General features: G+C 70.4%; 19 protein-coding genes. 10 read left to right on the plus strand and 9 right to left on the minus strand.

The features are described 5' to 3' along the window. Nucleotides 1-52 precede the first annotated feature (52 nt). The 3 genes from ACIBK8_RS25150 to ACIBK8_RS25160 form a co-directional block, all read right to left on the minus strand. Nucleotides 53-919: a hypothetical protein gene (locus ACIBK8_RS25150; protein WP_399044116.1), complete on the minus strand. Its 867-nt coding sequence runs from the start codon at nt 917-919 to the stop codon at nt 53-55. A 319-nt stretch (nt 920-1,238) separates the two neighbouring features. Then, nucleotides 1,239-2,063, minus strand: a complete 825-nt coding sequence (locus tag ACIBK8_RS25155; protein WP_399044117.1) for a hypothetical protein — start codon at nt 2,061-2,063, stop codon at nt 1,239-1,241. Between the two features lie 369 nt (nt 2,064-2,432). Beyond that, nucleotides 2,433-4,097: a PucR family transcriptional regulator gene (locus ACIBK8_RS25160; RefSeq protein ID WP_399044118.1), complete on the minus strand. Its 1,665-nt coding sequence runs from the start codon at nt 4,095-4,097 to the stop codon at nt 2,433-2,435. Nucleotides 4,098-4,370: 273 nt separating this feature from the next. On the opposite strand from ACIBK8_RS25160, the gene ACIBK8_RS25165 reads away from it, so the two are divergent. The 5 genes from ACIBK8_RS25165 (at nt 4,371) to ACIBK8_RS25185 (ending at nt 11,224) form a co-directional block, all read left to right on the plus strand. After that, the gene (locus ACIBK8_RS25165; RefSeq protein ID WP_399044119.1) at nt 4,371-5,258 is read left to right on the plus strand and encodes an FAD binding domain-containing protein; all 888 of its coding nucleotides are present in this window, start codon (nt 4,371-4,373) and stop codon (nt 5,256-5,258) included. Continuing rightward, nucleotides 5,249-5,854 carry a (2Fe-2S)-binding protein gene (locus ACIBK8_RS25170; RefSeq protein WP_399044120.1) on the plus strand — a complete coding sequence of 202 codons (606 nt, stop codon included), beginning with the start codon at nt 5,249-5,251 and terminating at the stop codon, nt 5,852-5,854. The genes ACIBK8_RS25165 and ACIBK8_RS25170 overlap by 10 nt, the downstream gene beginning before the upstream one ends. A gap of 5 nt (nt 5,855-5,859) precedes the next feature. Beyond that, a complete protein-coding gene (locus ACIBK8_RS25175) occupies nt 5,860-8,244 on the plus strand; it encodes a xanthine dehydrogenase family protein molybdopterin-binding subunit (protein WP_399044121.1) in 2,385 nt (794 codons plus the stop codon). Nucleotides 8,245-8,528: 284 nt separating this feature from the next. Further along, entirely contained in the window at nt 8,529-9,986 is a 1,458-nt protein-coding gene (locus ACIBK8_RS25180) for an NCS2 family permease (RefSeq protein ID WP_399044122.1), read from the plus strand. A 44-nt stretch (nt 9,987-10,030) separates the two neighbouring features. Then, complete coding sequence (locus tag ACIBK8_RS25185) at nt 10,031-11,224, plus strand: XdhC family protein (RefSeq protein WP_399044123.1); 1,194 nt, start codon at nt 10,031-10,033, stop codon at nt 11,222-11,224. 199 nt (nt 11,225-11,423) lie between these two features. On the opposite strand, the gene ACIBK8_RS25190 is transcribed toward ACIBK8_RS25185, so the two are convergent. Both ACIBK8_RS25190 and ACIBK8_RS25195 read right to left on the minus strand, forming a co-directional pair. Next, nucleotides 11,424-11,882 (minus strand): hypothetical protein, encoded by a 459-nt coding sequence (locus ACIBK8_RS25190; RefSeq protein ID WP_399044124.1) that lies wholly within the window; start codon nt 11,880-11,882, stop codon nt 11,424-11,426. Between the two features lie 224 nt (nt 11,883-12,106). Further along, a complete protein-coding gene (locus ACIBK8_RS25195) occupies nt 12,107-12,517 on the minus strand; it encodes a DUF6415 family natural product biosynthesis protein (RefSeq protein WP_399044125.1) in 411 nt (136 codons plus the stop codon). Nucleotides 12,518-12,580: 63 nt separating this feature from the next. On the opposite strand from ACIBK8_RS25195, the gene ACIBK8_RS25200 reads away from it, so the two are divergent. Both ACIBK8_RS25200 and ACIBK8_RS25205 read left to right on the plus strand, forming a co-directional pair. Then, on the plus strand, nt 12,581-13,039 hold the full coding sequence (locus ACIBK8_RS25200) for a DNA-processing protein DprA (protein WP_399044126.1): 459 nt from the start codon (nt 12,581-12,583) through the stop codon (nt 13,037-13,039). 25 nt (nt 13,040-13,064) lie between these two features. Then, nucleotides 13,065-14,411 (plus strand): hypothetical protein, encoded by a 1,347-nt coding sequence (locus tag ACIBK8_RS25205; RefSeq protein WP_399044127.1) that lies wholly within the window; start codon nt 13,065-13,067, stop codon nt 14,409-14,411. Nucleotides 14,412-14,450: 39 nt separating this feature from the next. Here the strand turns inward: ACIBK8_RS25205 and ACIBK8_RS25210 are convergent, their stop codons facing one another. Together ACIBK8_RS25210 and ACIBK8_RS25215 are read right to left on the minus strand one after the other, a co-directional pair. Further along, a complete protein-coding gene (locus ACIBK8_RS25210) occupies nt 14,451-14,822 on the minus strand; it encodes an OsmC family protein (RefSeq protein WP_399044128.1) in 372 nt (123 codons plus the stop codon). A gap of 160 nt (nt 14,823-14,982) precedes the next feature. Then, nucleotides 14,983-15,402, minus strand: a complete 420-nt coding sequence (locus tag ACIBK8_RS25215; RefSeq protein WP_399044129.1) for a MarR family winged helix-turn-helix transcriptional regulator — start codon at nt 15,400-15,402, stop codon at nt 14,983-14,985. A gap of 58 nt (nt 15,403-15,460) precedes the next feature. On the opposite strand from ACIBK8_RS25215, the gene ACIBK8_RS25220 reads away from it, so the two are divergent. Continuing rightward, entirely contained in the window at nt 15,461-15,985 is a 525-nt protein-coding gene (locus ACIBK8_RS25220; protein WP_399044130.1) for a DUF6790 family protein, read from the plus strand. Between the two features lie 22 nt (nt 15,986-16,007). After that, nucleotides 16,008-16,661 carry a TMEM175 family protein gene (locus ACIBK8_RS25225; protein WP_399044131.1) on the plus strand — a complete coding sequence of 218 codons (654 nt, stop codon included), beginning with the start codon at nt 16,008-16,010 and terminating at the stop codon, nt 16,659-16,661. 399 nt (nt 16,662-17,060) lie between these two features. Here the strand turns inward: ACIBK8_RS25225 and ACIBK8_RS25230 are convergent, their stop codons facing one another. Together ACIBK8_RS25230 and ACIBK8_RS25235 are read right to left on the minus strand one after the other, a co-directional pair. After that, complete coding sequence (locus ACIBK8_RS25230; protein ID WP_399044132.1) at nt 17,061-19,058, minus strand: protease pro-enzyme activation domain-containing protein; 1,998 nt, start codon at nt 19,056-19,058, stop codon at nt 17,061-17,063. A gap of 402 nt (nt 19,059-19,460) precedes the next feature. Then, complete coding sequence (locus ACIBK8_RS25235; protein ID WP_399044133.1) at nt 19,461-19,688, minus strand: hypothetical protein; 228 nt, start codon at nt 19,686-19,688, stop codon at nt 19,461-19,463. 421 nt (nt 19,689-20,109) lie between these two features. Here ACIBK8_RS25235 and ACIBK8_RS25240 point away from each other — a divergent pair, with 421 nt between their 5' ends. Then, entirely contained in the window at nt 20,110-20,379 is a 270-nt protein-coding gene (locus tag ACIBK8_RS25240) for a hypothetical protein (RefSeq protein WP_399044134.1), read from the plus strand. The last annotated feature ends 26 nt before the right edge of the window (nt 20,380-20,405 follow it).

Raw genomic sequence — 20,405 nt, forward strand, 5'->3', positions numbered from 1 at the left:
CGACGGAACCTCTGTCTGCGCCGTGCGGCGCAGACAGAGGTGGACGACGAGCTCAGTCCGGAATCAGCTCGCTCATCGGCAGGAGGGCGACGTCGGCCGCGGGCCGGGAGAGGTACAGGTCGGCGTGGTAGAAGCCGTCGGCTTCCTTGCCGTGCGTCGTCAGGCCGTGTCCGGCCAGCGCGGTGAAGGCCGCCCGCCGCTCGTCGCCGTCGGCGAAGCGCCGCTGGCGGAAGGTGCGCGTCGTCAGTTTCTCGGTCACCAGGCCCGCGCGGGCCAGCAGCGCGGACACCGGCCGGTAGGAGACCGTGCGCAGCACGAACGCGGCCACCCAGGGCGGGCTGTCCATGGAGTCGATGAGGTGGCCGAAGGTGCGCTCCGAGATGTAGCCGACGCCGCCGGTGACGGTGATCAGGTCGGTGCCGGCCAGTGCGGCGCGCAGCTGCGGGCTCGGCTCGTCGGTCTCCAGGTTCTCCGCGAACCCCTGGTCGAGCACGCCCGCTGACCTGGCGTAGCCGACGGCCTGGTCGGCCACGTCGAGGCCGGTGACGTGCGGTGCGTCGGGGAGGATCCGGGCGGCGAAGTACGCGCGGTCGTCCTGCGGCAGGCGCGGCGCGTCCTGGTCCTGCCGGGCGTACCGGTCGTAGAGGTCGGTGAGGGTCAACCGGTGTTTGAGCAGTGCGGCGTTGATGCCGTACGAGCAGCAGAGGTCGACGACGTTCAGCGGCGGCCGGTCCGCGCGGCGCCGGCGCAGGGCGTCGACGGCGGCGCGGAACACGGCCTGGCCGTGGTGCGGGATCTGGTAGTCGAGCGGCTGGAGGGTGGTGAAGTAGCGCTGTGGATCGGGGCGGTTGTAGATCGCCTCGAAGTCGGCCTTGCCCCAGTCGGATGCTGCGGTGGTTTCGGTCGTTCCGGGTGCCACGGGGGCCTCCTGACAGGCTCTGCGAATGGGGGGACCGGCTCCGGCCCTGGACCAGCTTCCAGTCCCCGTCATCGCGCCGCAGTGCGACTTGCGGCCATTTTCGGCACCTCGGGCACCGTCCCCGAGGTGCCAACATCACCCCGTTGTACGGGAGTTCCGCCTGGTCATGGCGTCACGCCGGTGCGGTCCGGCAGCTGTTCCGGCCCCGGCACAGGGCAGATCCGGCCAATATTCGCCGGGGCGGGCATGGCCGGTGGCCAGTGGTTGACGGCCCGGCCGCGGCGGCCAGGGCACCGGCCGGGGCCGCCGCGGCGGGTCGCTACGGGGTGACCGCCGCCACCGTGAACCGGCCCGCGAGCCAGGTGGGCAGACCGCCCATCAGACGGAAAAGCCGGGCGGCCTCGGCGACCAGACGGTCCTTCTCGTCATCGGGCGCGGCGTCGGACAGGGCCACCAGCGCGGGCGCCGTCCCGACGAGGAAACCCAGCTCCTCGCGGATCCGCAGCGACTCGGTGAAGCCGTGCCGCGCCTCGGTCAACTCGCCGTCGCGCAGGGCGAGTCCGGCCAGATGCCGCCAGGTGGAGGAGAGCAGCAGCAGGTCACCGGCGGCGGTGGCGCCCGCGTGGGCGCGGCGGTACGCGGCACGGGCGGACTGCGGGCTGTCGGCGACGTGCTCGGCCATCAGCCCGCGGCGGAAGTCGAGCAGTGGACGGCCGGCCGCTCCCGGCGCGAGCAGTGCGGCGGCCCGGCCGAGCGCCGAACGCGCCTCGTCGGCCCGGTCGCGTACGCCGAGGACCGTTGCGGCGTAGGCGAGTTGGCCGCGTTCGCAGGCCGCGGCGCCGCGTTCGTCGTCGTCGCCCGCGAGCGCCTCGGCGGCGCGCAGCGCGTCCTCGGCGCCGGCCCAGCCGTCGGCGGTGTACATGCAGCCCTCCACCAGGAGGGCCGCGCGGCGCAGTGCGGACGGCGCGTGACGGGCGGCGTGCACCTCCAGCAGTGCGGCGGCGTCGTCCCAGCAGCCGCGGGAGCGCAGTCGCCATACGGCGCGGTCGAGTGGATCGTCCCCCTCCGCCGTCCTGGCTCCCGGAACCGCTGGTACCGGTTGTGCCGGCCGACGTGATGCCGCGGAATCCGCGGATCCTGACATGGCGGTATCCGCCACATTGCCCTCCCCGAGCGCGCCTTTGAGCTGGATGGTGGAGCCGTGCGCGCATCTCAGCACGGTTCCGGCGCCCGGCCAAGGGGGTGGGTGAATGAATTCACAATCTTCGCGGCGCCTTCCGGCCACCGGCCGGGGCCGGTGATCGGCCGCGCTCCCGGCCGGGCCGCGGGCGGGGCCGTCCGGCGCGGTACGGGGCGATGCCGCCCGATCGGATGACCCCGGGCGGCGGTGCGCGGTTGCCGGCGGCGGCGCCGGGTCGTGCGCCGAGGAGTGCGCCGGGGCCCGCCGGGGCGCGGGGAAGGCGCACGCCGGGGTGCGCGCGGAGCCCTCGGTGCCGTCAGCCCCCGGCGCCCGTCAGCTCATCCGCAGGGCGAGGAAGAAGTCCAGCTTGTCCTCCAGGCGGGACAGATCGCGGCCGGTCAGCTGCTCGATCCGGCCCACCCGGTAGCGGAGCGTGTTGACGTGCAGGTGGAGGCGGCCCGCGCAGCGGGTCCAGGAGCCGTCGCTGTCCAAGAACGCCTCCAGGGTGGGGATCAGCTCGGCGCGGTGCCTGCGGTCGTAGTCGCGCAGCGGGTCCAGGAGGCGGGCGGTGAAGGCACGGCGGACATCGTCGGGGACGAACGGCAGCAGCAGGACGTGCGAGGCCAGCTCCTCGTGGCCAGCCGCGCAGACCCGGCCGCTGCGGGCGGCGGCGACCCGGCGGGCGTGCCTGGCCTCCTCCAGGGCGCCGCGCAGTCCCTCGGCCGAGTGCACCGCAGCGCTGACGCCGACCGTCAGCCGGCCGTCGTCCGCCAGGCCGTGGCCCAGCGGTTCCCGGATGACGGAGAGCAGCGATCCGGCGTGCAGCCCCGTCGCCGCGCCCTCGCCCGCCGCGTCGGCCGTGGCGGGCAGCGGAACCAGCGCCACCGCCTCGTCGCCGGTGTGTGCGACGGCGATCCGGTCGGACGGCTCGGGCCCGAACGTGCCGGGATCGACCAGCACCTCTTCCAGGAGGGCCTGTGCGACCGGGCCGCCCGGTACCCCGTCGCCGTCCCACTCCACCCGGGCCACCACGATCTGCCAGTGCGGCGCGGCGCCCAGACCGGGCAGCAGCACCGGTGCGGCCACCCGCAGCCTGGCCGCGATCTCGGCGGGCGGCGCGCCCGTCTGCACCAGCTCGATGACCTCCTGGGCGAGCCGCCTGCGCACCGTACGCGCCGCGTCGCGCCGGTCGCGTTCGACGGCGATCAGCTGGGTGACGCCCTGGAGCAGGTCGAGCCGTTCCGCCGGCCAGTCGCCGGCGTCCGCCTCGACGGCGAGCAGCCAGTCGGAGAGCAGCGTCTCGCGCAGGTCACGGCCCTCGTGCCGGATGGGGAAGAGCGAGTACGTGGTGCCGCCGAGCGTGACGCGGTACGGGCCGCGCCGGCCGCCGCGGGAGGCCGCGAGGTGCTCGCCCGCCAGCTGCGCGGCCAGTTCCCCCGGCAGTTCGGGGCCTGCGCCCGCCAGCGTCGATCCGGCGATCTGCCGGCCGGTGGGGGAGAGCACCCAGGCCCGCAGGTCGAGGTCGGAGCCGAGGAGGTCGAGCACCACTTCGGGGCCGCCGCCCGCGGGCCCCGACGTCATCAGCCGCCGGTGACGGTCGACGACGGCGGCGAGGTCACCGGCCCGTTCGCCGGAGACCTGCCGGACCACGTACTCGGTGATGGAGGCGAACGAGACGTCCTCGACGACGGAGAACAGCGGCAGCCGGTGCCGGGCGCACGCCTGCACGAGATCGTCCGGCACCGAGCCCAGCTCCGCCTCGCCCGCCGCGAGCCCGGCGACACCGGCGGCGGCCAGGATCCGGACGAAGCGCTCGGAGTCGGCCGCCTCGCGGCGCCAGGCGAGGCCGGTGAGGACCAGTTCCCCGCCGGACAGGTAGCGGCTCGGGTCGCGCAGGTCGGTGGTCATCACGCCGCGTACGGAGCGCTCCAGCTCGTCCTCGCCCCCGAGCAGGCGCAGGCCCAGGGATGTCGTGTCCAGGAGTGCGCGGAGCCGCATGACCTCGCCCGCCGATCTTTGCTGTGTCTTGTGGTGCCGGTGGAATGCCGCGAGGTTTCCGCACCCCGCTATTCGTTCGAATCTACAAGACACAGGTGCTGGCCAGCCAACCGCTTCATGGTTTCGGTGACTGCACCGGCCGGGCCGTGAGCGGTTTCACTGGCCCCAACAGCATGAACAAGACATGAACGGCTCGATGGCGACGAGGGCCGAAGGTCCTCACCACGAGCAGCGGACGCCCCCATTTTCAGAGAAGATAGAAGAGAGCCTCGTATGGACTTCCTTCGCCCCGCCAGCTGGGAGGAGGCGCTCGCCGCGAAGGCCGAGCACCCCACAGCTGTACCCATCGCGGGCGGCACGGACGTGATGGTCGAGATCAACTTCGATCACCGCCGCCCCGCGTACCTGCTCGACCTGAACCGCATCGGTGACCTGTCGGAGTGGGAGGTCGGGGAGGAGACCGTACGCCTCGGCGCGTCCGTGCCGTACACCATGATCATGGAGAACCTGCGGGCCGAGCTGCCCGGCCTCGCGCTGGCCTCGCACACCGTGGCCTCCCCGCAGATCCGCAACCGCGGCGGCGTCGGCGGCAACCTCGGCACCGCGTCCCCGGCCGGCGACGCGCACCCCGCGCTGCTCGCGTCCGGCGGCGAGGTCGAGGTCGAGTCGGTACGGGGCCGCCGCATGATCCCGGTCGACGACTTCTACGTCGGCGTCAAGCGCAACGCCATGGAGCAGGACGAGCTGATCCGCGCGGTGCATCTGCCCAAGGCCGACGGTCCGCAGCAGTTCTCCAAGGTCGGCACCCGCAACGCCATGGTCATCGCGGTGTGCGCCTTCGGCCTGGCGCTGCACCCCGAGACCCGCACGGTCCGCACCGGCATCGGCTCCGCGGCGCCCACCCCCGTACGGGCCCGCGAGGCCGAGGAGTTCCTGACGGCCGCGCTGGACGAGGGCGGGTTCTGGGAGTCGGGCAGCACCATCCCGCCGTCCGTCGCCAAGCAGTTCGCGCAGCTCGCCACCGGCGCCTGCAACCCGATCGACGACGTGCGCGGCAGCGCCAAGTACCGGCGCCACGCCGTGGGCATCATGGCGCGCCGCACCCTCGGATGGACCTGGGAGTCCTACCGGGGTCAGGAGAGGAGCAACCGGTGCGCGTGAACTTCACCGTCAACGGCCGCCGCCAGGAGGCCGACGACGTCTGGGAAGGCGAGAGCCTGTTGTACGTCCTCCGCGAGCGGATGGGCCTTCCGGGCTCCAAGAACGCCTGTGAGCAGGGCGAATGCGGCTCCTGCACGGTCCGTCTCGACGGTGTGCCGGTGTGTTCGTGCCTGGTGGCCGCAGGGCAGGCCGAGGGCCGCGACGTGGTGACCGTCGAGGGCCTGGCCGACTTCGCCAAGCAGCGGGCCGAGCACGGCGGTTGCGCCTCCGGGGCCTGCGGTACGAGCGTGGACGCCGCCAAGCGGTGGCAGGCCAAGCCCGCGTCCGCCGACTCGCAGACCGGCGGGAACGTCGAACTCTCCCCGATCCAGCAGGCGTTCATCGACGCGGGCGCGGTCCAGTGCGGCTTCTGCACCCCGGGCCTGCTGGTCGCCGCCGACGAACTGCTGGAGCGCAACGCCTCCCCGTCGGACGCCGACATCCGCGAGGCGCTGTCGGGCAACCTGTGCCGCTGCACGGGCTACGAGAAGATCCTCGACGCGGTACGGCTCGCAGCCGCCCGCGGCGAGAACCTGACCGCAGGACAGGGGGCCTGACCACCATGGGCGTCACACGCACACCCACCGACCTCACGCAGGGCGGAAGGACCAGGGCCGGCATCGGCGAGTCCACGCTGCGACCCGACGGCACCCTCAAGGTGACCGGCGAGTTCGCGTACTCGTCGGACATGTGGCACGAGGACATGCTGTGGGGCTTCACGCTGCGCTCCACCACCGCGCACGCCGAGATCCGGTCGATCGACACCTCCGAAGCGCTCGCCACCCCCGGTGTCCACGCCGTTCTGACCTACGACGACCTGCCCACCGACGTGAAGCACTACGGCCTGGAGATCCAGGACACGCCGGTCCTCGCGCACGGCAAGGTCCGCCACCACGGCGAGCCGGTGGCGCTCGTCGCCGCCGACCACCCGGAGACCGCCCGCCGGGCCGCGGCGAAGATCAAGATCGACTATGCCGAGCTGCCGGTCGTCACCGACGAGGCGTCCGCGACCGCCGACGGCGCGCCGCTGGTCCACGAACACCGCGACGACCACCACGCGGGCCACGTCCCGCACCCCAACATCGTGCACCGCCAGCCGATCGTGCGCGGCAACGCCGACGAGGCCGCCAAGAGGGCCGACGTCATCGTCACGGGCGAGTACGTCTTCGGCATGCAGGACCAGGCGTTCCTCGGCCCGGAGTCCGGCCTCGCGGTGCCCGCCGACGACGGCGGCGTCGACCTGTACGTCGCCACCCAGTGGCTCCACTCCGACCTGCGGCAGATCGCGCCGGTCCTGGGCCTGCCCGAGGACAAGGTCCGGATGACGCTGTCCGGCGTCGGCGGCGCGTTCGGCGGTCGCGAGGACCTGTCGATGCAGATCCACGCCTGCCTGCTGGCGCTGCGCACCGGCAAGCCCGTCAAGATCGTCTACAACCGCTTCGAGTCCTTCTTCGGACACGTTCACCGGCACCCGGCCAAGCTCAGGTACGAGCACGGCGCCACCCGCGACGGCAAGCTGACGCACCTGAAGTGCCGCATCGTGCTGGACGGCGGCGCCTACGCGTCCGCCTCGCCCGCCGTCGTCGGCAACGCCTCCTCCCTCGCCGTCGGCCCCTACGTCGTCGACGACGTCGACATCGAGGCCATCGCGCTCTACTCCAACAACCCGCCGTGCGGTGCGATGCGCGGCTTCGGCGCGGTCCAGGCGTGCTTCGCCTACGAGGCGCAGATGGACAAGGTCGCCGCCGAACTGGGCCTGGACCCGGTCGAGTTCCGGCAGCTCAACGCCATGGAAGAGGGCACGATCATGCCGACGGGGCAGCCGGTCGAATCGCCCGCCCCGGTCGCCGAACTGCTGCGCCGCGTCAAGGCGATGCCGCTGCCGCCCGAACAGCAGTGGCTGGCGGCCGGCGAACGGGCGGACGTCCGCGCGCTGCCGGGCGGCCTGTCCAACACCACGCACGGCGAAGGCGTCGTGCGCGGGATCGGCTACGCCGTCGGCATCAAGAACGTCGGATTCTCCGAGGGCTTCGACGACTACTCCACCGCCCGGGTGCGGATGGAGGTGGTCGGCGGCGAGCCGGTCGCGACCGTGCACACCGCGATGGCGGAGGTCGGCCAGGGCGGCGTCACCGTCCACGCGCAGATCGCCCGCACCGAGCTGGGGGTCCAGCAGGTCACCATCCAGCCCGCCGACACCCGGGTGGGCTCGGCGGGTTCCACCTCCGCGTCCCGGCAGACGTACATGACCGGCGGCGCGGTGAAGAACACCTGCGAGGCGGTGCGCGAGAAGGTCCTGGAGATCGGCCGCGGCAAACTCGGCACCTACCACCCCGCGTGGGCCACCGCAGAACTGCTGCTGGAGGGCGGCAAGGTCGTCACCGACGGCGGCGAGGTGCTGGCCGATATCGCGGACGTCCTGGAGGGCGAGGCCGTCGACCTGGAGCTGGAGTTCAGGCACCGGCCGACCGAGGCGTTCGACCTGCGCACAGGGCAGGGCAACGGCCACGTCCAGTACTCCTTCGCCGCGCACCGCGCGGTGGTCGAGGTGGACACCGAGCTGGGCCTGGTCAAGGTCGTCGAGCTGGCCGTCGCCCAGGACGTCGGCAAGGCGCTCAACCCGCTGTCCGTCGTCGGCCAGATCCAGGGCGGCACCACGCAGGGTCTTGGTGTCGCGGTCATGGAGGAGATCGTCGTCGACCCGAAGACGGCGAAGGTGCGCAACCCCTCCTTCACCGACTACCTCATCCCCACCATCCTCGACACCCCGACCATCCCGGTCGACGTGCTCGAACTCGCCGACGAGGCCGCCCCGTACGGGCTGCGCGGCATCGGTGAGGCCCCGACCCTGTCGTCCACCCCGGCCGTCCTCGCGGCGATCCGGAACGCGACGGGCCTGGAACTGAACAAGACGCCGGTACGCCCCGAGCACCTCACCGGCACCTGACCGTCCGGGCAGCCGCCCCGGACACCGGTACTCCGGGCGGCGGGCCGCAGGATGTCCTGCCCGTTCCTCCTGTGCCCACCGCCCGGAGCCGCCCCGGCCACATCGCCCCTCTCCGTCAAGGGAGTTGATGCCGCACCACGCAGTCGCTGTCCGCACCGCACCGCACCGCGCCGGGCAGCACCCACCGTTCGCCTCGGGCCGTCCCCCGGGTCGTGCAGCCGCATATCCATCCCAAATCTCGCAGCGTTGCGAGTGCACCTATGAACCTTGGGAGTTAAGGCACCATGACCCAGCAGTCCACAGCGCCGCAGACGGCGGCGGAAGACGCGGGCGAGGGCTCGCGGCCACCCGCCGGCCGCTCGTGGCTCGACCGGTACTTCCACATATCCGACCGAGGCTCGACGATCCCCCGTGAGGTACGCGGCGGCATCACCACCTTCATGGCGATGTGCTACATCCTCCTGCTCAACCCGCTGATCCTGTCGACACCCGACGTCGACAAGCACACGCTCGGGCACGCCGGTGTGGTCACCGCCACCGCGCTGGGCGCCGCGGTCTGCACGCTGCTGATGGGCTTCGTCGGCAAGGTACCGCTGGCGCTGGCGGCCGGGCTCAACGTCTCCGCGGCGCTGACCACCCAGGTCGTCCCGCACATGACCTGGCCGCAGGCCATGGGGATGTGCGTGCTGTACGGCGTGGTGATCATGCTCCTGGTGGTCACCGGGCTGCGCGAGATGATCATGAACGCCATTCCGCTGGCGCTCAAGCACGCCATCACCATGGGCATCGGCATGTTCGTCGCCCTGCTGGGTCTGGTGAAGGCCGGCTTCGTCGGCAAGGGCGAGGGCGGCCCGGTCACCCTCGGACTCACCGGCAACCTCTCCGGCTGGCCGGTCCTGTTCTTCTGCGTCACCCTGATCCTGATCTTCATGCTCCAGGCCCGCAGGGTGCCCGGCGCCATCCTCATCGGCATCGTCGCAGGCAGCGTGCTGTCCATCGTCGCCACCGAAGCGGGCGGCCTCACCGACAAGGACTGGCAGGGCGCCGCCCCCGCCCTGCACGGCAGCGCCGTCTCGGCACCCGACTTCGGCCTCTTCGGACACGTCGAATTCGGCGGCTGGGGATCCATCGGCGCCCTCAGCGTCGGCATGATCGTCTTCACCCTCGTGCTGGCCGGGTTCTTCGACGCGATGGCCACCATCATCGGCGTCGGCACGGAAGCGAAGCTGGCCGACGACAAGGGCCGGATGCCCGGCCTGTCCAAAGCGCTCTTCGTGGACGGCGCGGGCGGCGCCATCGGCGGCGTCACCGGCGGCTCGGGCCAGACCGTGTTCATCGAGTCGGCGAGCGGCGTCGGCGAGGGCGCCCGTACGGGCCTGTCGGCGGTCGTCACCGGCCTGTTCTTCGCGGCCTGCCTCTTCTTCACGCCGCTCACCCAACTGGTGCCCGCCCAGGTCGCGTCGGCGGCCCTCGTCGTCATCGGCTCGATGATGATGAGCGCGGCTGCGCACGTCGACTGGAGCGACCGGGCGACCTCCATCCCGGTCTTCCTGACCGTCGCCCTGATGCCGTTCACCTATCAGATCACCGCAGGCGTCGGCGCCGGTGTCATCGCCTACACGGCCATCAAGACCGCGCAGGGCAAGTGGCGCGAGGTCGGCGGCTTCATGTGGGTGCTGACACTGGTCTTCGTCGTCTACTTCTCCCTCCACCCCATCGAGAACTGGCTGGGCGTCAGGTAACCCCCGCCAACTCCCGCCCACCCACCGCCCGTTAGGAGAACGACATGCTGGACATCGCCGAAGAGCTGCACCGGTGGGTCGAGCAGGGACGCGACTTCGCGGTGGCCACCGTCGTGGCCACCCACGGCAGCGCGCCCCGCCAGCCGGGCGCCGCGCTCGCCGTCGACGCCGACGGCACGGCGATCGGGTCGGTCTCCGGCGGGTGTGTGGAGGGCGCGGTCTACGCACTGTGCCAAGAAGCGCTGGAGACCGGCGAAGCGGCCACCGAACGCTTCGGCTACAGCGACGAGGACGCCTTCGCCATCGGCCTGACCTGCGGCGGCATCATCGACATCCTCGTCACGCCGGTACCCGCGAGCACCCTCGCACCGGCCCCCGACGGCCGACACGAGGCACAGCCGGTGGACAGCAACCCCGCCACGCTGGCCGCCGCGCTGGCCGCCGCCGCCCAGGGGGAGGCGGCGGCGGTCACCCGCGTCGTACAGGGCCCGCCCGAACTCCTCGGCCGCGCCCTGCTCGTACGCCCCGACGGCAGCCACACCGGCACCCTCGGCGGCCACCCCGCCCTGGACCGCACCGCCGTCGCCGAAACCCGCGCACTGCTGGACGCAGGGCGCACCGCCACCACCGAGATCGGCGCGGACGGCGCCCGGTGCGGAGCGCCCGTCGTCCTCCTGACCGAATCATCCGTCCCGGCCCCCCGCATGATCGTCTTCGGCGCCATCGACTTCGCCGCCGCCCTGGTCAAGGTCGGCAGGCTGCTCAATTACCACGTCACCGTCTGCGACGCCCGCCCGGTCTTCGCCACCAGGCAACGCTTCCCCGACGCCGACGAGATCGTCGTCGACTGGCCGCACCGCTACCTCGACTCCCAGGACCTGGACCCCCGCACGGTGCTGTGCGTCCTCACCCACGACGCCAAGTTCGACGTACCGCTCCTGGAACGTGCGCTCAAACTCCCGGTCGCCTACGTCGGCGCGATGGGCTCCCGGCACACCCACACCGACCGGCTCCGCCGCCTGCGCGACGCCGGCCTCACCGAACTCGAACTCCACCGCCTCCGCTCACCCATCGGCCTCGACCTCGGCGCCCGCACCCCCGAAGAGACCGCCCTCTCCATAGCCGCCGAAATCATCGCCGACCGCCGCGGCGGCACCGGCGTCCCCCTCACCGGCGCCCACACCCCCATTCACCACGACAACCCGCGAGGGCTGGGGCGGATCGGGTCGGTGGCGTGAGGAGACGGGCTCACGGGAGGCGGGCCCACGGGAGGCGGCAGCGCTCCTTCCGTCCCGTCCACGCTCCCGTCCACCGTCCCGTCCGGCCCCGGCGCGCACCGGCCGCAGAAGGTCCGGACGACGCAGGGCCCGGACGCGGTGTCGAAATAGGCGTCCCGCAGATTCCAGGTGGATCCGCAGTCACAGCGCTCGGAGAACGTCACCGCACCGCACCTCCCCGATTGCCGACCCGGAACGCGTCGGCCCGCTGCGCACGCGGGTGCGCCTCGACACCCACATCGAGCGGCCGTCGCTGCGGACCGCGCGCACACGGCTCGCACAACACCAACTCCCAGCCGGGCCCGGAAGCGGAATGCTGATAGACCTCGGCGACGTCATCGGTGGTGCCGCAGGTCTCGCAGCGATCGGTGTCGGTCATAACGCCCTCTCGTAACGGGAAGTTCGGGAAGCCGCCACGTGCATCCGCGACAGGACTCCTCACCGTGAGGGTGTCCCGGGCACGCCGGTCGGACTCATCGAAGGTGGTCGAAGTGTGGCCCCCCGCACCGACGATGTGGCGCTGGAAGGCCGGGCGGACGGTGTGTTCCCGGCTGAGACGGTCCCAGTTGTGGATGAGGCATACGGCGGGGCGGCCGAACGCGTGGGTGTCGACGGCCATCTGCCGAGCGAGACGCATGAACTCAGCCCGTTTGCCAGGAACTTCGGCCAGAGCATCGCCCCCACGATCGATCCAGACGCCGACCACCTCCCACCCATACCGTTCGGCGGTGTTCCGGCACCCGAGGAGGCGCTGCTCCAGCAGCCGATGGGAGTGACGGGCGGTGGCACGGTCGTAGACGTAGGCGTAGGCGTGACCGTCCGCGCGGCCGTCGAGGGGCCCGCTCACGAGGCACCGTCCGCCCGTCGGGCCAGGCCCAGCAACCACGCGCAGTCGCGGGCGAGTTGCTGCACCTGAACGTGCGCGGAGAGCGGGCCCGGCCCGAGCCCCTGGCGGGCCTGGTGGGCGATGGCGTCCAGGCGCGCCGTCAGCCGATGCGCCTCGCCGCCGTGACGGAGGCGGCTGACGGATTCACGGGCGTTGGGGAGGAGACGGGCGATGTGAGCACGCAGTTCCTGCTCAAGCTCGGCGAGTACACCGAGGTCGGGACGGGCGGTGCGGAGGTGGAGGGCTTGGTGGATGGTGGTGTTGATCGTCTCCACGGTGAGGGCTGTCGAGTCGATGCGGATCGCGTCGGCCCTGTGCTCTCGGAGGCGTTCGGCCAGAATGGCGGTCGAGTCGGTTCTCACGTCCATGCCCTCAGTGGATCGCGCAGCGGGCCGGCGCGGCATCCGACAACCTATGACACGGACTTGATCATGGCTTTGAGCATTGCCGTCACCGGAACCCGGTCAACCGGCCACCACGAACTCACCTGGTACGGGGACCTCTTCGCGACGTATCTCGGTCCGTTTGCCACCGAGGAGGCACGCTTCTACATCGGCGGCGCGAAGGGAGTGGACACCCTGGCACTGCGATGGATCGCGGATCACTCGTCAGCGTCGATCACTGTCGTCGTCCCGGGGACCGTCGCTGAACAACCCGACGAGGCTCGGCAGGCGGTCGACCAGTACAGGGGCCGCATCACAGAAGTCGTCGAGCTGCGCGCCCCGGAACTGCAATCACGCGCCTACCACGCACGCAACCGATACATGGTCGACCGATCCGGCATGGTGATCGGCTTCCCTCTGGAGGAGAGCGAGAGCATGTCCGGCACGTGGCAGACGCTCAACTACGCGGCGGAGCAAGGGAAACCACGCCTGATCGCCCCTGTGTGACCCGGGGCATGGGCATGATGGAGGTATGAGCGAGCACGGTCGCCACGTCGGCGCTGCCACACTCAAACGGCTGCGCCACAGCCGTGGCCTGTCCCTGGCCGGCACCGCCCGCGCGTTGGCCGCTGTTGCCGCACGCTTGGGGCTGCCCCTCGACAGCAGTGCCGCCAGTGTGCAGCGGTCCGTCGCCCGCTGGGAGAGTGCTCGTCCGATCCTGCCGAGCGAGCGGTATCAACTGCTGCTTGCTCACCACTACGCCAGGAACGGAGGCGAGACGTCCCTCGGTCCGGGCTCCGATGTCGCCGAGCTTCTCGACGCGCTCAGGTACCTCGGTGCGAGCGAGCGGGCCATCGGCGAGCTGCGTCGGCTGCTCGTGCGCACCACCACCGATACCGGCCTCGACCTGCTGTCGCTGCTCGGTCCGCAGGCCGGCGCCGCCCTCGCCGGGGCGCTCGCCGACCCGCAAAGAACCGACGCCATGGTCCTCGATGTGCTGCGCACCGCGATCGGTGACGTGAACCGCGAGGTCGGGAGCCTGCCGTTCGTACGCCTGCAGTTGCTTCTCGCGCCCGTTGTCGAGTCGTGCAGACGACTGCTCGACGGTGACGTACCCGGGCCACTGCTTCCGGGCTTGCGGACGGTCGCCGCACACGCCTACACCCTGGCGGGCCGGCTTGCCTTCGAGACGCGTGACGATGCCGCGTCGCGCGGCCTGTACGCCGCCGCCACCGAGACCGCAGGACACATCGGTGCCCCGTGGCATCGCGCGGTGGTGCACATGAGTCATGCCCTGGTCACCTTGTATGCGACGCCCGGCATCGAAGCGGCACAGCGTCTGGTCGCCGCCGCGGTACGTGACGCACGTGCCGGTCACAGCGTCACCGTCCGCGCCCGCTCGCACGCCCTTCAGGCGGAGTTGAGCGCCCGCGGCGGAGGAGAGCACGCCGAACGGCAGGCGCGCTCCGCGCTCGCCCTTGCCTGGTACGACCTCGACCGGGACCGCGCGGACGACCCGTCCGGTGTGTCGTTCACCGCTGCCCACCTGCGGGGATTCGAGGGCGTCGTAGCCCTGTACGTCGGTGACGCGGCAACGGCACACGAGGAGTTCGCGCAGTCGGCGTCGGCACTCACGCAGAGGCGCGAGCGAGTGCAGCGGTCGATCGTCACGTCGGACCAGGCCCTCGCTCAACTCCGCCTGGGCGACCCACAGTCGGCAGCCGCTCTGCTGCACGACTGCGTCGACGCGGCGTCAGCGAGCGGCGGCCGAGTGGCAACGATCCGACTCCGCCGAGCCCGCCGCGAACTGCGACCGTGGCGCCGGGAGGAATGGGCTGCCGCACTCGATGATCACATGATCGAGTCCTTGGGGGGTTAGCGGGACGAGCAGACCTCGGCTCCGCCTGAGGGGCATCGCTCACACGGCCTCGAATACCAGCCGCCTGCTCAGCGTGGAACGTACGGGGGAGCACTCGATGCGCTCCATGACCAACGCTCGGTGAGCCTCAAGCGCCGGGTCGAGAGCGAGTTCGTACCGGAACCGCGTCGTCGACTCCTCGCGCTCCAGATACACGCGCACGCTCACGTCGGCGTCGGCGATACCAAGGTCGGCCAGTGCCATGCGCGCCGAGATGGTCATGCACGTGGCCAGCGATGCCTCCAGCAGCTCATGAGGCCGCATCCCGGCAGAGCCACCGATACCGCTCTTGAGGGTGTCGGCGAGCCCTTCGTTCTCGCCCGCCCGGAACCTGACCTGCCAGGCCGCCGGAAGCGCCGTTGCCTCGATCATGTGCCCCATACCTCCCTGTCGGGAACCGATGGGCAGGAGCGTAGCGAGCAGCCCACATCATGAGAAGACGAATCCAGATACTGGAATCGGCGGTCCGGTGATGTGGCGAACGTCGCCTGAGGCGGCGCCAGGTGCTGTCGCGGTACGCGTAGCGGCGCTCTCAGTCGGATGCGAGGAGCTCGGCCAGCCGAAGGGTGTCGTGGAGGTAGCGGTCGTAGGGAAAATCGGCCGCGACGAGCCCGGCCCGGAACTCGTCGCCTAGCGGCTTTCCTGCGGTGTGGAAGGCGCTCCGGCCGGCCTCGGTGAGGCGGACCAGCCGCCGCCGCGCGTGTTCGGGGTCGACGGCGATCTGTACCAGACCGTCCGCTTCGAGTGGTCGTAGCGCCCGGCTGATCGCCGGGTCGGACACCGACAGCGCCTGAGCGAGCCGATGCTGCGTCGTCGGTTCGATGTCCTCCAGCGTGCCCAGAAGGCGTATCTGGCTGTACGTCAAGCCGTCGGGGCCATCGGTGCGCTGCCGGGCCGCCTCACCCAGCAGCATGACCACGCGGTGCAGCGCGTCTGCGAGTCCATCATCCACAGCTACCACTGTACCCGACCGTTGACAGGTTAATATTAACCAGTTAAGAATCAGGCTCATGGACAACTTCTCCTACCTCGCCCAGTCCGCCTTTCCGCTGGTCTGGATCCTGATACCGGCCATCGGGGCCTTCGTGCGGACCCGTCGCGCCCCGTCACCCCAGCAGGCGCTGGAAACCTGGCAGCGCTGGTGGGCCATCGGTGCCTTCGGCTGCGGCAGCCTGTGGATGACGGTCGCGTTCCTCGCCTTCCCGGATGTCATGGCCACAGCGATCGGCTTCGACCGGACGCCCTTCATGTTCGAGATCGCCTTCGCCAACCTCGGACTGGCCGTCATGGGCTTCCGGGCCGCCTCGGCGTCCGCGCGGGAGCGCATCACCATCGGGATCGGCGGCGGGATGTTCCTCTGGGGAGCCGTGGCCGGTCACCTCTACCAGTGGTTCGCAGGCGGTGACCACGCTCCCGGCAACACCGGCGGAGTCCTCGTCAACGACCTCCTGATCCCGGCGGTCATGATCATCCTGGCCGTACGGTCCCGGCGCCTGGCGGCCACGCCCCGGCCGGCCGTGGAAATCGGCGCCTGAGCCGCAGGAGCTGTCCCTCACCATGGCGACTCACACCAGCCACCAGCCCGACGACGAGACCGGCGAGGCGCGAGCGCTCTCCGCCGAGCGGCTCACCGCGTTCATCGACGCGGCAGTCGCGATCGCACTCACCTTGCTGGCGCTGGACCTCCCCGTCCCTGCCGGCGACACCACCGGCGCCGTGCTGCGTTCGGTGTCGGCCCACGGCAAGGAGTACCTGGCCTTCGCACTCAGCTTCGTGGTGATCGCCGCCCACTGGCGCGCCCACCACGAGATCTTCCGACATGTCCGCGCACTGAACAGCCGCCTGACCAGCCTCACCCTGGCATGGCTGTTCATGCAGGTCCTGATGCCGTTCGCGACCCGGGTGATCACCGCCGACGGCGCCTTCCCGCCCCGGTTCAGCCTGTACGCGATCGTGCAGGTCCTGGCGTCCGCGTCGTTCGCGCTGATCATCCGGGAGATCCGACGCGCACACCTGTACCGCACGGACGTCCCGCCCCGGGTGTTCGCCGAGAACCTGGTGCGCAGCATCTGCCTGGCCGCAGTGTTCGGGGCGTCCGTTCCCCTCTCGTTCCTGACCACGAGCTCCGGCGCGTACCTGTGCTGGCTGGCGGCGCCGATCGCGCTCGCCGTGGCCCGCCGCGTCCAGGGCCGCGCGCCGTCCGGTAGCTGATCGGGATGGTCCGGCCGGACGGATCGTCCGGCCGGACCTCGGGAGCGGTGTACACGCGCACGGTGCGGTGGCCGCGCGGACTTCCGTACGACCGGCAGGAGCGGCAGTGGAATTCCGCTCGCCGGAGCGAGCTGGACGCCCTCGCGGGGCAGTTGGCCAAGCAGCTTCATGAAGTCCAGTTCATGAAGTCCAGGTCGAGAGGGACGAACTGGCGGTCCCGGAGCGGGTGTTGAACCGCCTGGCCGAGCAGGTCCGGGCTGAAACGCGATCACCGACTCTGCGGAACTCGGGGCAGATCACGCGCCAGAGGGAGGCACAGGGCCTCTTGCCGCTCGCTGGAATTGACCACCGCGAGTCACCAAGAGGCCCTGTTTTCACGCGCGTACAACTTTATGTGCGTTACTTGCCTGCCAGGGCTTTGAAGAAGTTCCCTGTCGGTGAGCCCAGACCGGTGACCGTGTCATAGCCGGGGCCTGATACCAGACCCGAGTCGGCCGACTGTCCGAGAGTGAACAGCTGAGTGTACTTTTCTTGCGTGCGAGGGTTCACCATCTCCGCAGCGAAGGATTCCTTCTCGTGCGCCCCACTGGGGTGGTCGGTGATGTCACGGTAGGCCCCCGTCCCCTGCAGAGCGTAGAGAGCCGGATTCGCAAAACCCAGAGACTTTCCGCCTGCCGCTTGGACGGCCAGGGCCTCCATGCCGGCGATGAGGGGGGATGACAGACTTGTGCCTCCGTCGGATTGTTCGCGGTACTGGGGCTTTTGGCCGGTAGCGGATGGGTGTGACACGCCGACGCGGATGCCGGTATGGAAGTCGCCCACAGCAGCTATGTCGGGCATTGTCCGCATCGGCTTTTTGCCGTCCGGTGAACTCAGCGCGACAGGTACGGCATTGCGCTGGTAGGCAGGCTGGGCGAAAACAGTACTCACACCGCCGCCTGCACCGGCCGAGAAGGTTCCGGGCAAAGGCTGAGCCCAGGACTTACCGTCGGCGGCCAGTTTCGAAGCGTCACTCTCCCAACCGGTCTCCCACTCATACTCGTTCTTCGCCCCGATGGCCAGACTCGTCCCGCCGACAGCGGTGGTCCAGGGGCTGGAACTGGGATATTCCAGTTGCGGAGTCCCATGGGGGGAGGCGTTGCCGTCGTGGAAACCGCCGCCGTCGCCCGATGAGAAGTTCGTACTGATGCCTTCAACGGCGGCCTGCTGGAGGGACTGCTCGGTTGCCTTCACAATCGCCGGATCCACCCGGTCCTCATCCTGCTGTCCACCGGGCAGAACGCCCTCCACGTAGGAGCTCGTCAGCACATCGGCGAGCCGGTGGTCGACGACGTCGGTCAGCGCGTCCAGCACCGCGTTACCGGTCACGTCGCCTGTCCCGACATCGAAGGTGACCGCGGCGTCCGGAGCGACGGCATGCACCGCTTCGAGATCCATCGCCCCTTCGTCGTCACCCACGACCTGAGGCGCGCCCTGCGGCAGGCGCATGGTCAGCTGTCCTGGGGCGAAGGGCTGCTCACCGTGATGAGCGGCGTAGGTGTTGGCGTCCTTCAGAAGGGTGGGAGAGACCAGGGCGGCGAGGATCGCGACCTTGGCGCCTTTGCCGGTGAGACCGGTCCCCTTGATGCCGTAGGCGCTGCGTATCTGCGCCGGCGTGTAGCCGCACGGTTCCCATGAGACGGTCCGCCCGTAAGCCTTCGGGAGGTTGGCCGCTGGTTTTTCCCCGTAGAACGACGAGCATTTACTGCCGGTTGTGGAAGGGGCGTTCGTTGTGGAAGGAGCGTTCTTGTGAACGCTCATAGGATGCGCCAGCCGCCTCGTGTCCAGTCCGGTTATTCCGAAGACGTCGCCTGCGAGGGAGTGCGGAACGCTGACGGAACGGGCGGGCGCCCGCACTGTACGTCCGTCGACGCGGTACTTGTCGATGCGGGTGCCGAAGGCCGCCTCAATCCGGCTTGTGTTTCCCCGCACGGAAATCGAGTGAGGTCCGCTGACCGTAGCCTTCAGGCCCGCGGCACGCGCCCACTTTGTGACCCGTTCCCACTGCACATGGCTGGTCCCATACCGGTCAAGAGCTTGCTGTGCGGTCAGGAAATGCCGGTAGGAGGGACTGTGCGGATCCGAAACCTCTTGAGCATGACGGGCCAGCCCTGCGGGATCCTGGCCGGCCAACAGCATGGTTGCTTCAAGAGTCCCGCCCGGGTCCGCATGCCCGAGGTGCTCAGCCGACGCGGTCCACGGGGGCGGGTTTCCCACCACGGCCCGCTGGGTCATATCCGTTGCAGCGCCGGCTGTTCCTTCACCCGTCGCTGTAAAGGCCAGCCCGGCAACGGCAGCCAGCGCCAGCCATCTACTTTTCCGCAAAATGATGTCTCCATCCGGATGTCTCGATCCCATGGGGGCAGCTCGTCGACCGTGCTGTTGACCGGTGCCGCGGCACGCTCCGACCGTAGGCCGCAAATGTCAGAAACGTGTCAAGAAGTTTTAGGGATATCGCCTCCGCCGCGACCGAGGTACACGACCGCCGCGATTGCGGAAGGATCGATAGGGGTGGTCCACGTCATCCACGTCATCCGCGGCATCCGCGTCATCCACGTCATCCGCGACGACGCGCGGACCCGGGCCCCTGACCGGTGACTCGGCAGCAGCCCGAACCGGGGCCGACGCTTATTGAGCACGGTGCATCGTGAAGACTGCACGTCAGCCGGCCTGGTGTGCGTAGGTGTCGGGAGGCTCGGGCAGGCCCGGGTCGGAAGGCCACCGACAAGGTCATCCCTCAGCGGGCGACTTCCTGGTTCGTCAGCACCAGCAGGGCCGTACCAGCGCGGTCGCCCACCTCGGATTCGTGCGGACTTTGTCGAGGACGCGCCAGTTCTTCAGACGGGCGAAGCGGTGCTCGACCGGGGCGCGCACGGCGGCCAGCAGGCCGACGGCCTCACGCACCCAGCGGCCCACGGTGGTGCGGTGGACGCCGTTGCCGCCGGCCAGATCGCCGGGCCGCTGGTCGCAGCGCAATGAAGACAGCACACGCCAGGCCCGCGAGCTGCAACTTCACGATGCACAGTGCTTAGTGTGCGGCGCCGCCCCAGAATCCGTGGACGAGAACAATCGAGGGCTTCTCCGCCATGATCGTGCACCGTTCTTCGCGAGGGCTGTGCCACGGACGTGCTCGTCCCCCCCGGGGCTTCCCGGATCGCGCTAGTTGGGCGGTGGTGAGGCCGCCACCGCCGAGGCCGGCTCCCCCCTTGCCGGGCCAGGCACGAGCTCTGGACCGGAGCGATCCTCGCCAGGCACCCGTCCACTGGTCATGCGGGAAACGTCGGACTCGTGTGGAAGGCCCATGTTGGCGGGAAACGGATGACAGTTCACGGTCGAACGAACACTGTGAGCGATAACCTTGATGGGTTCGCAACTGAGATGGCGTCAAATGCCGCCGTATGGAGGAGACATGGCGAAGAAATGGGAGGCCGATCCCGAGGCGTCCTTCGTGCGACGGCTGGGTAAGTCGTCGCACGAGCTGGGGCAGACGTCCGGCAATGCCAGCTGCCCGGATGTCTGGGAGTTGGACAACGGGGACGTCGTGGTCATCGGGGCGGACCTGACCACCTCCTACGAGGGGCGGCTGCCGGACGGGGTGAGTGTCGACCCCGGGGAGCGGCTGGTCGTCATCCCGAGGGCAACGATCGTGGCGGCCAAGGCGGACATCCCGGATGCGTAGTCTCCTCGGCGGCGCCACAGGGGAGC

Origin of the sequence: Streptomyces sp. NPDC050161 (assembly GCF_044460025.1) — a bacterium.
GTDB lineage: Bacteria > Actinomycetota > Actinomycetes > Streptomycetales > Streptomycetaceae > Streptomyces.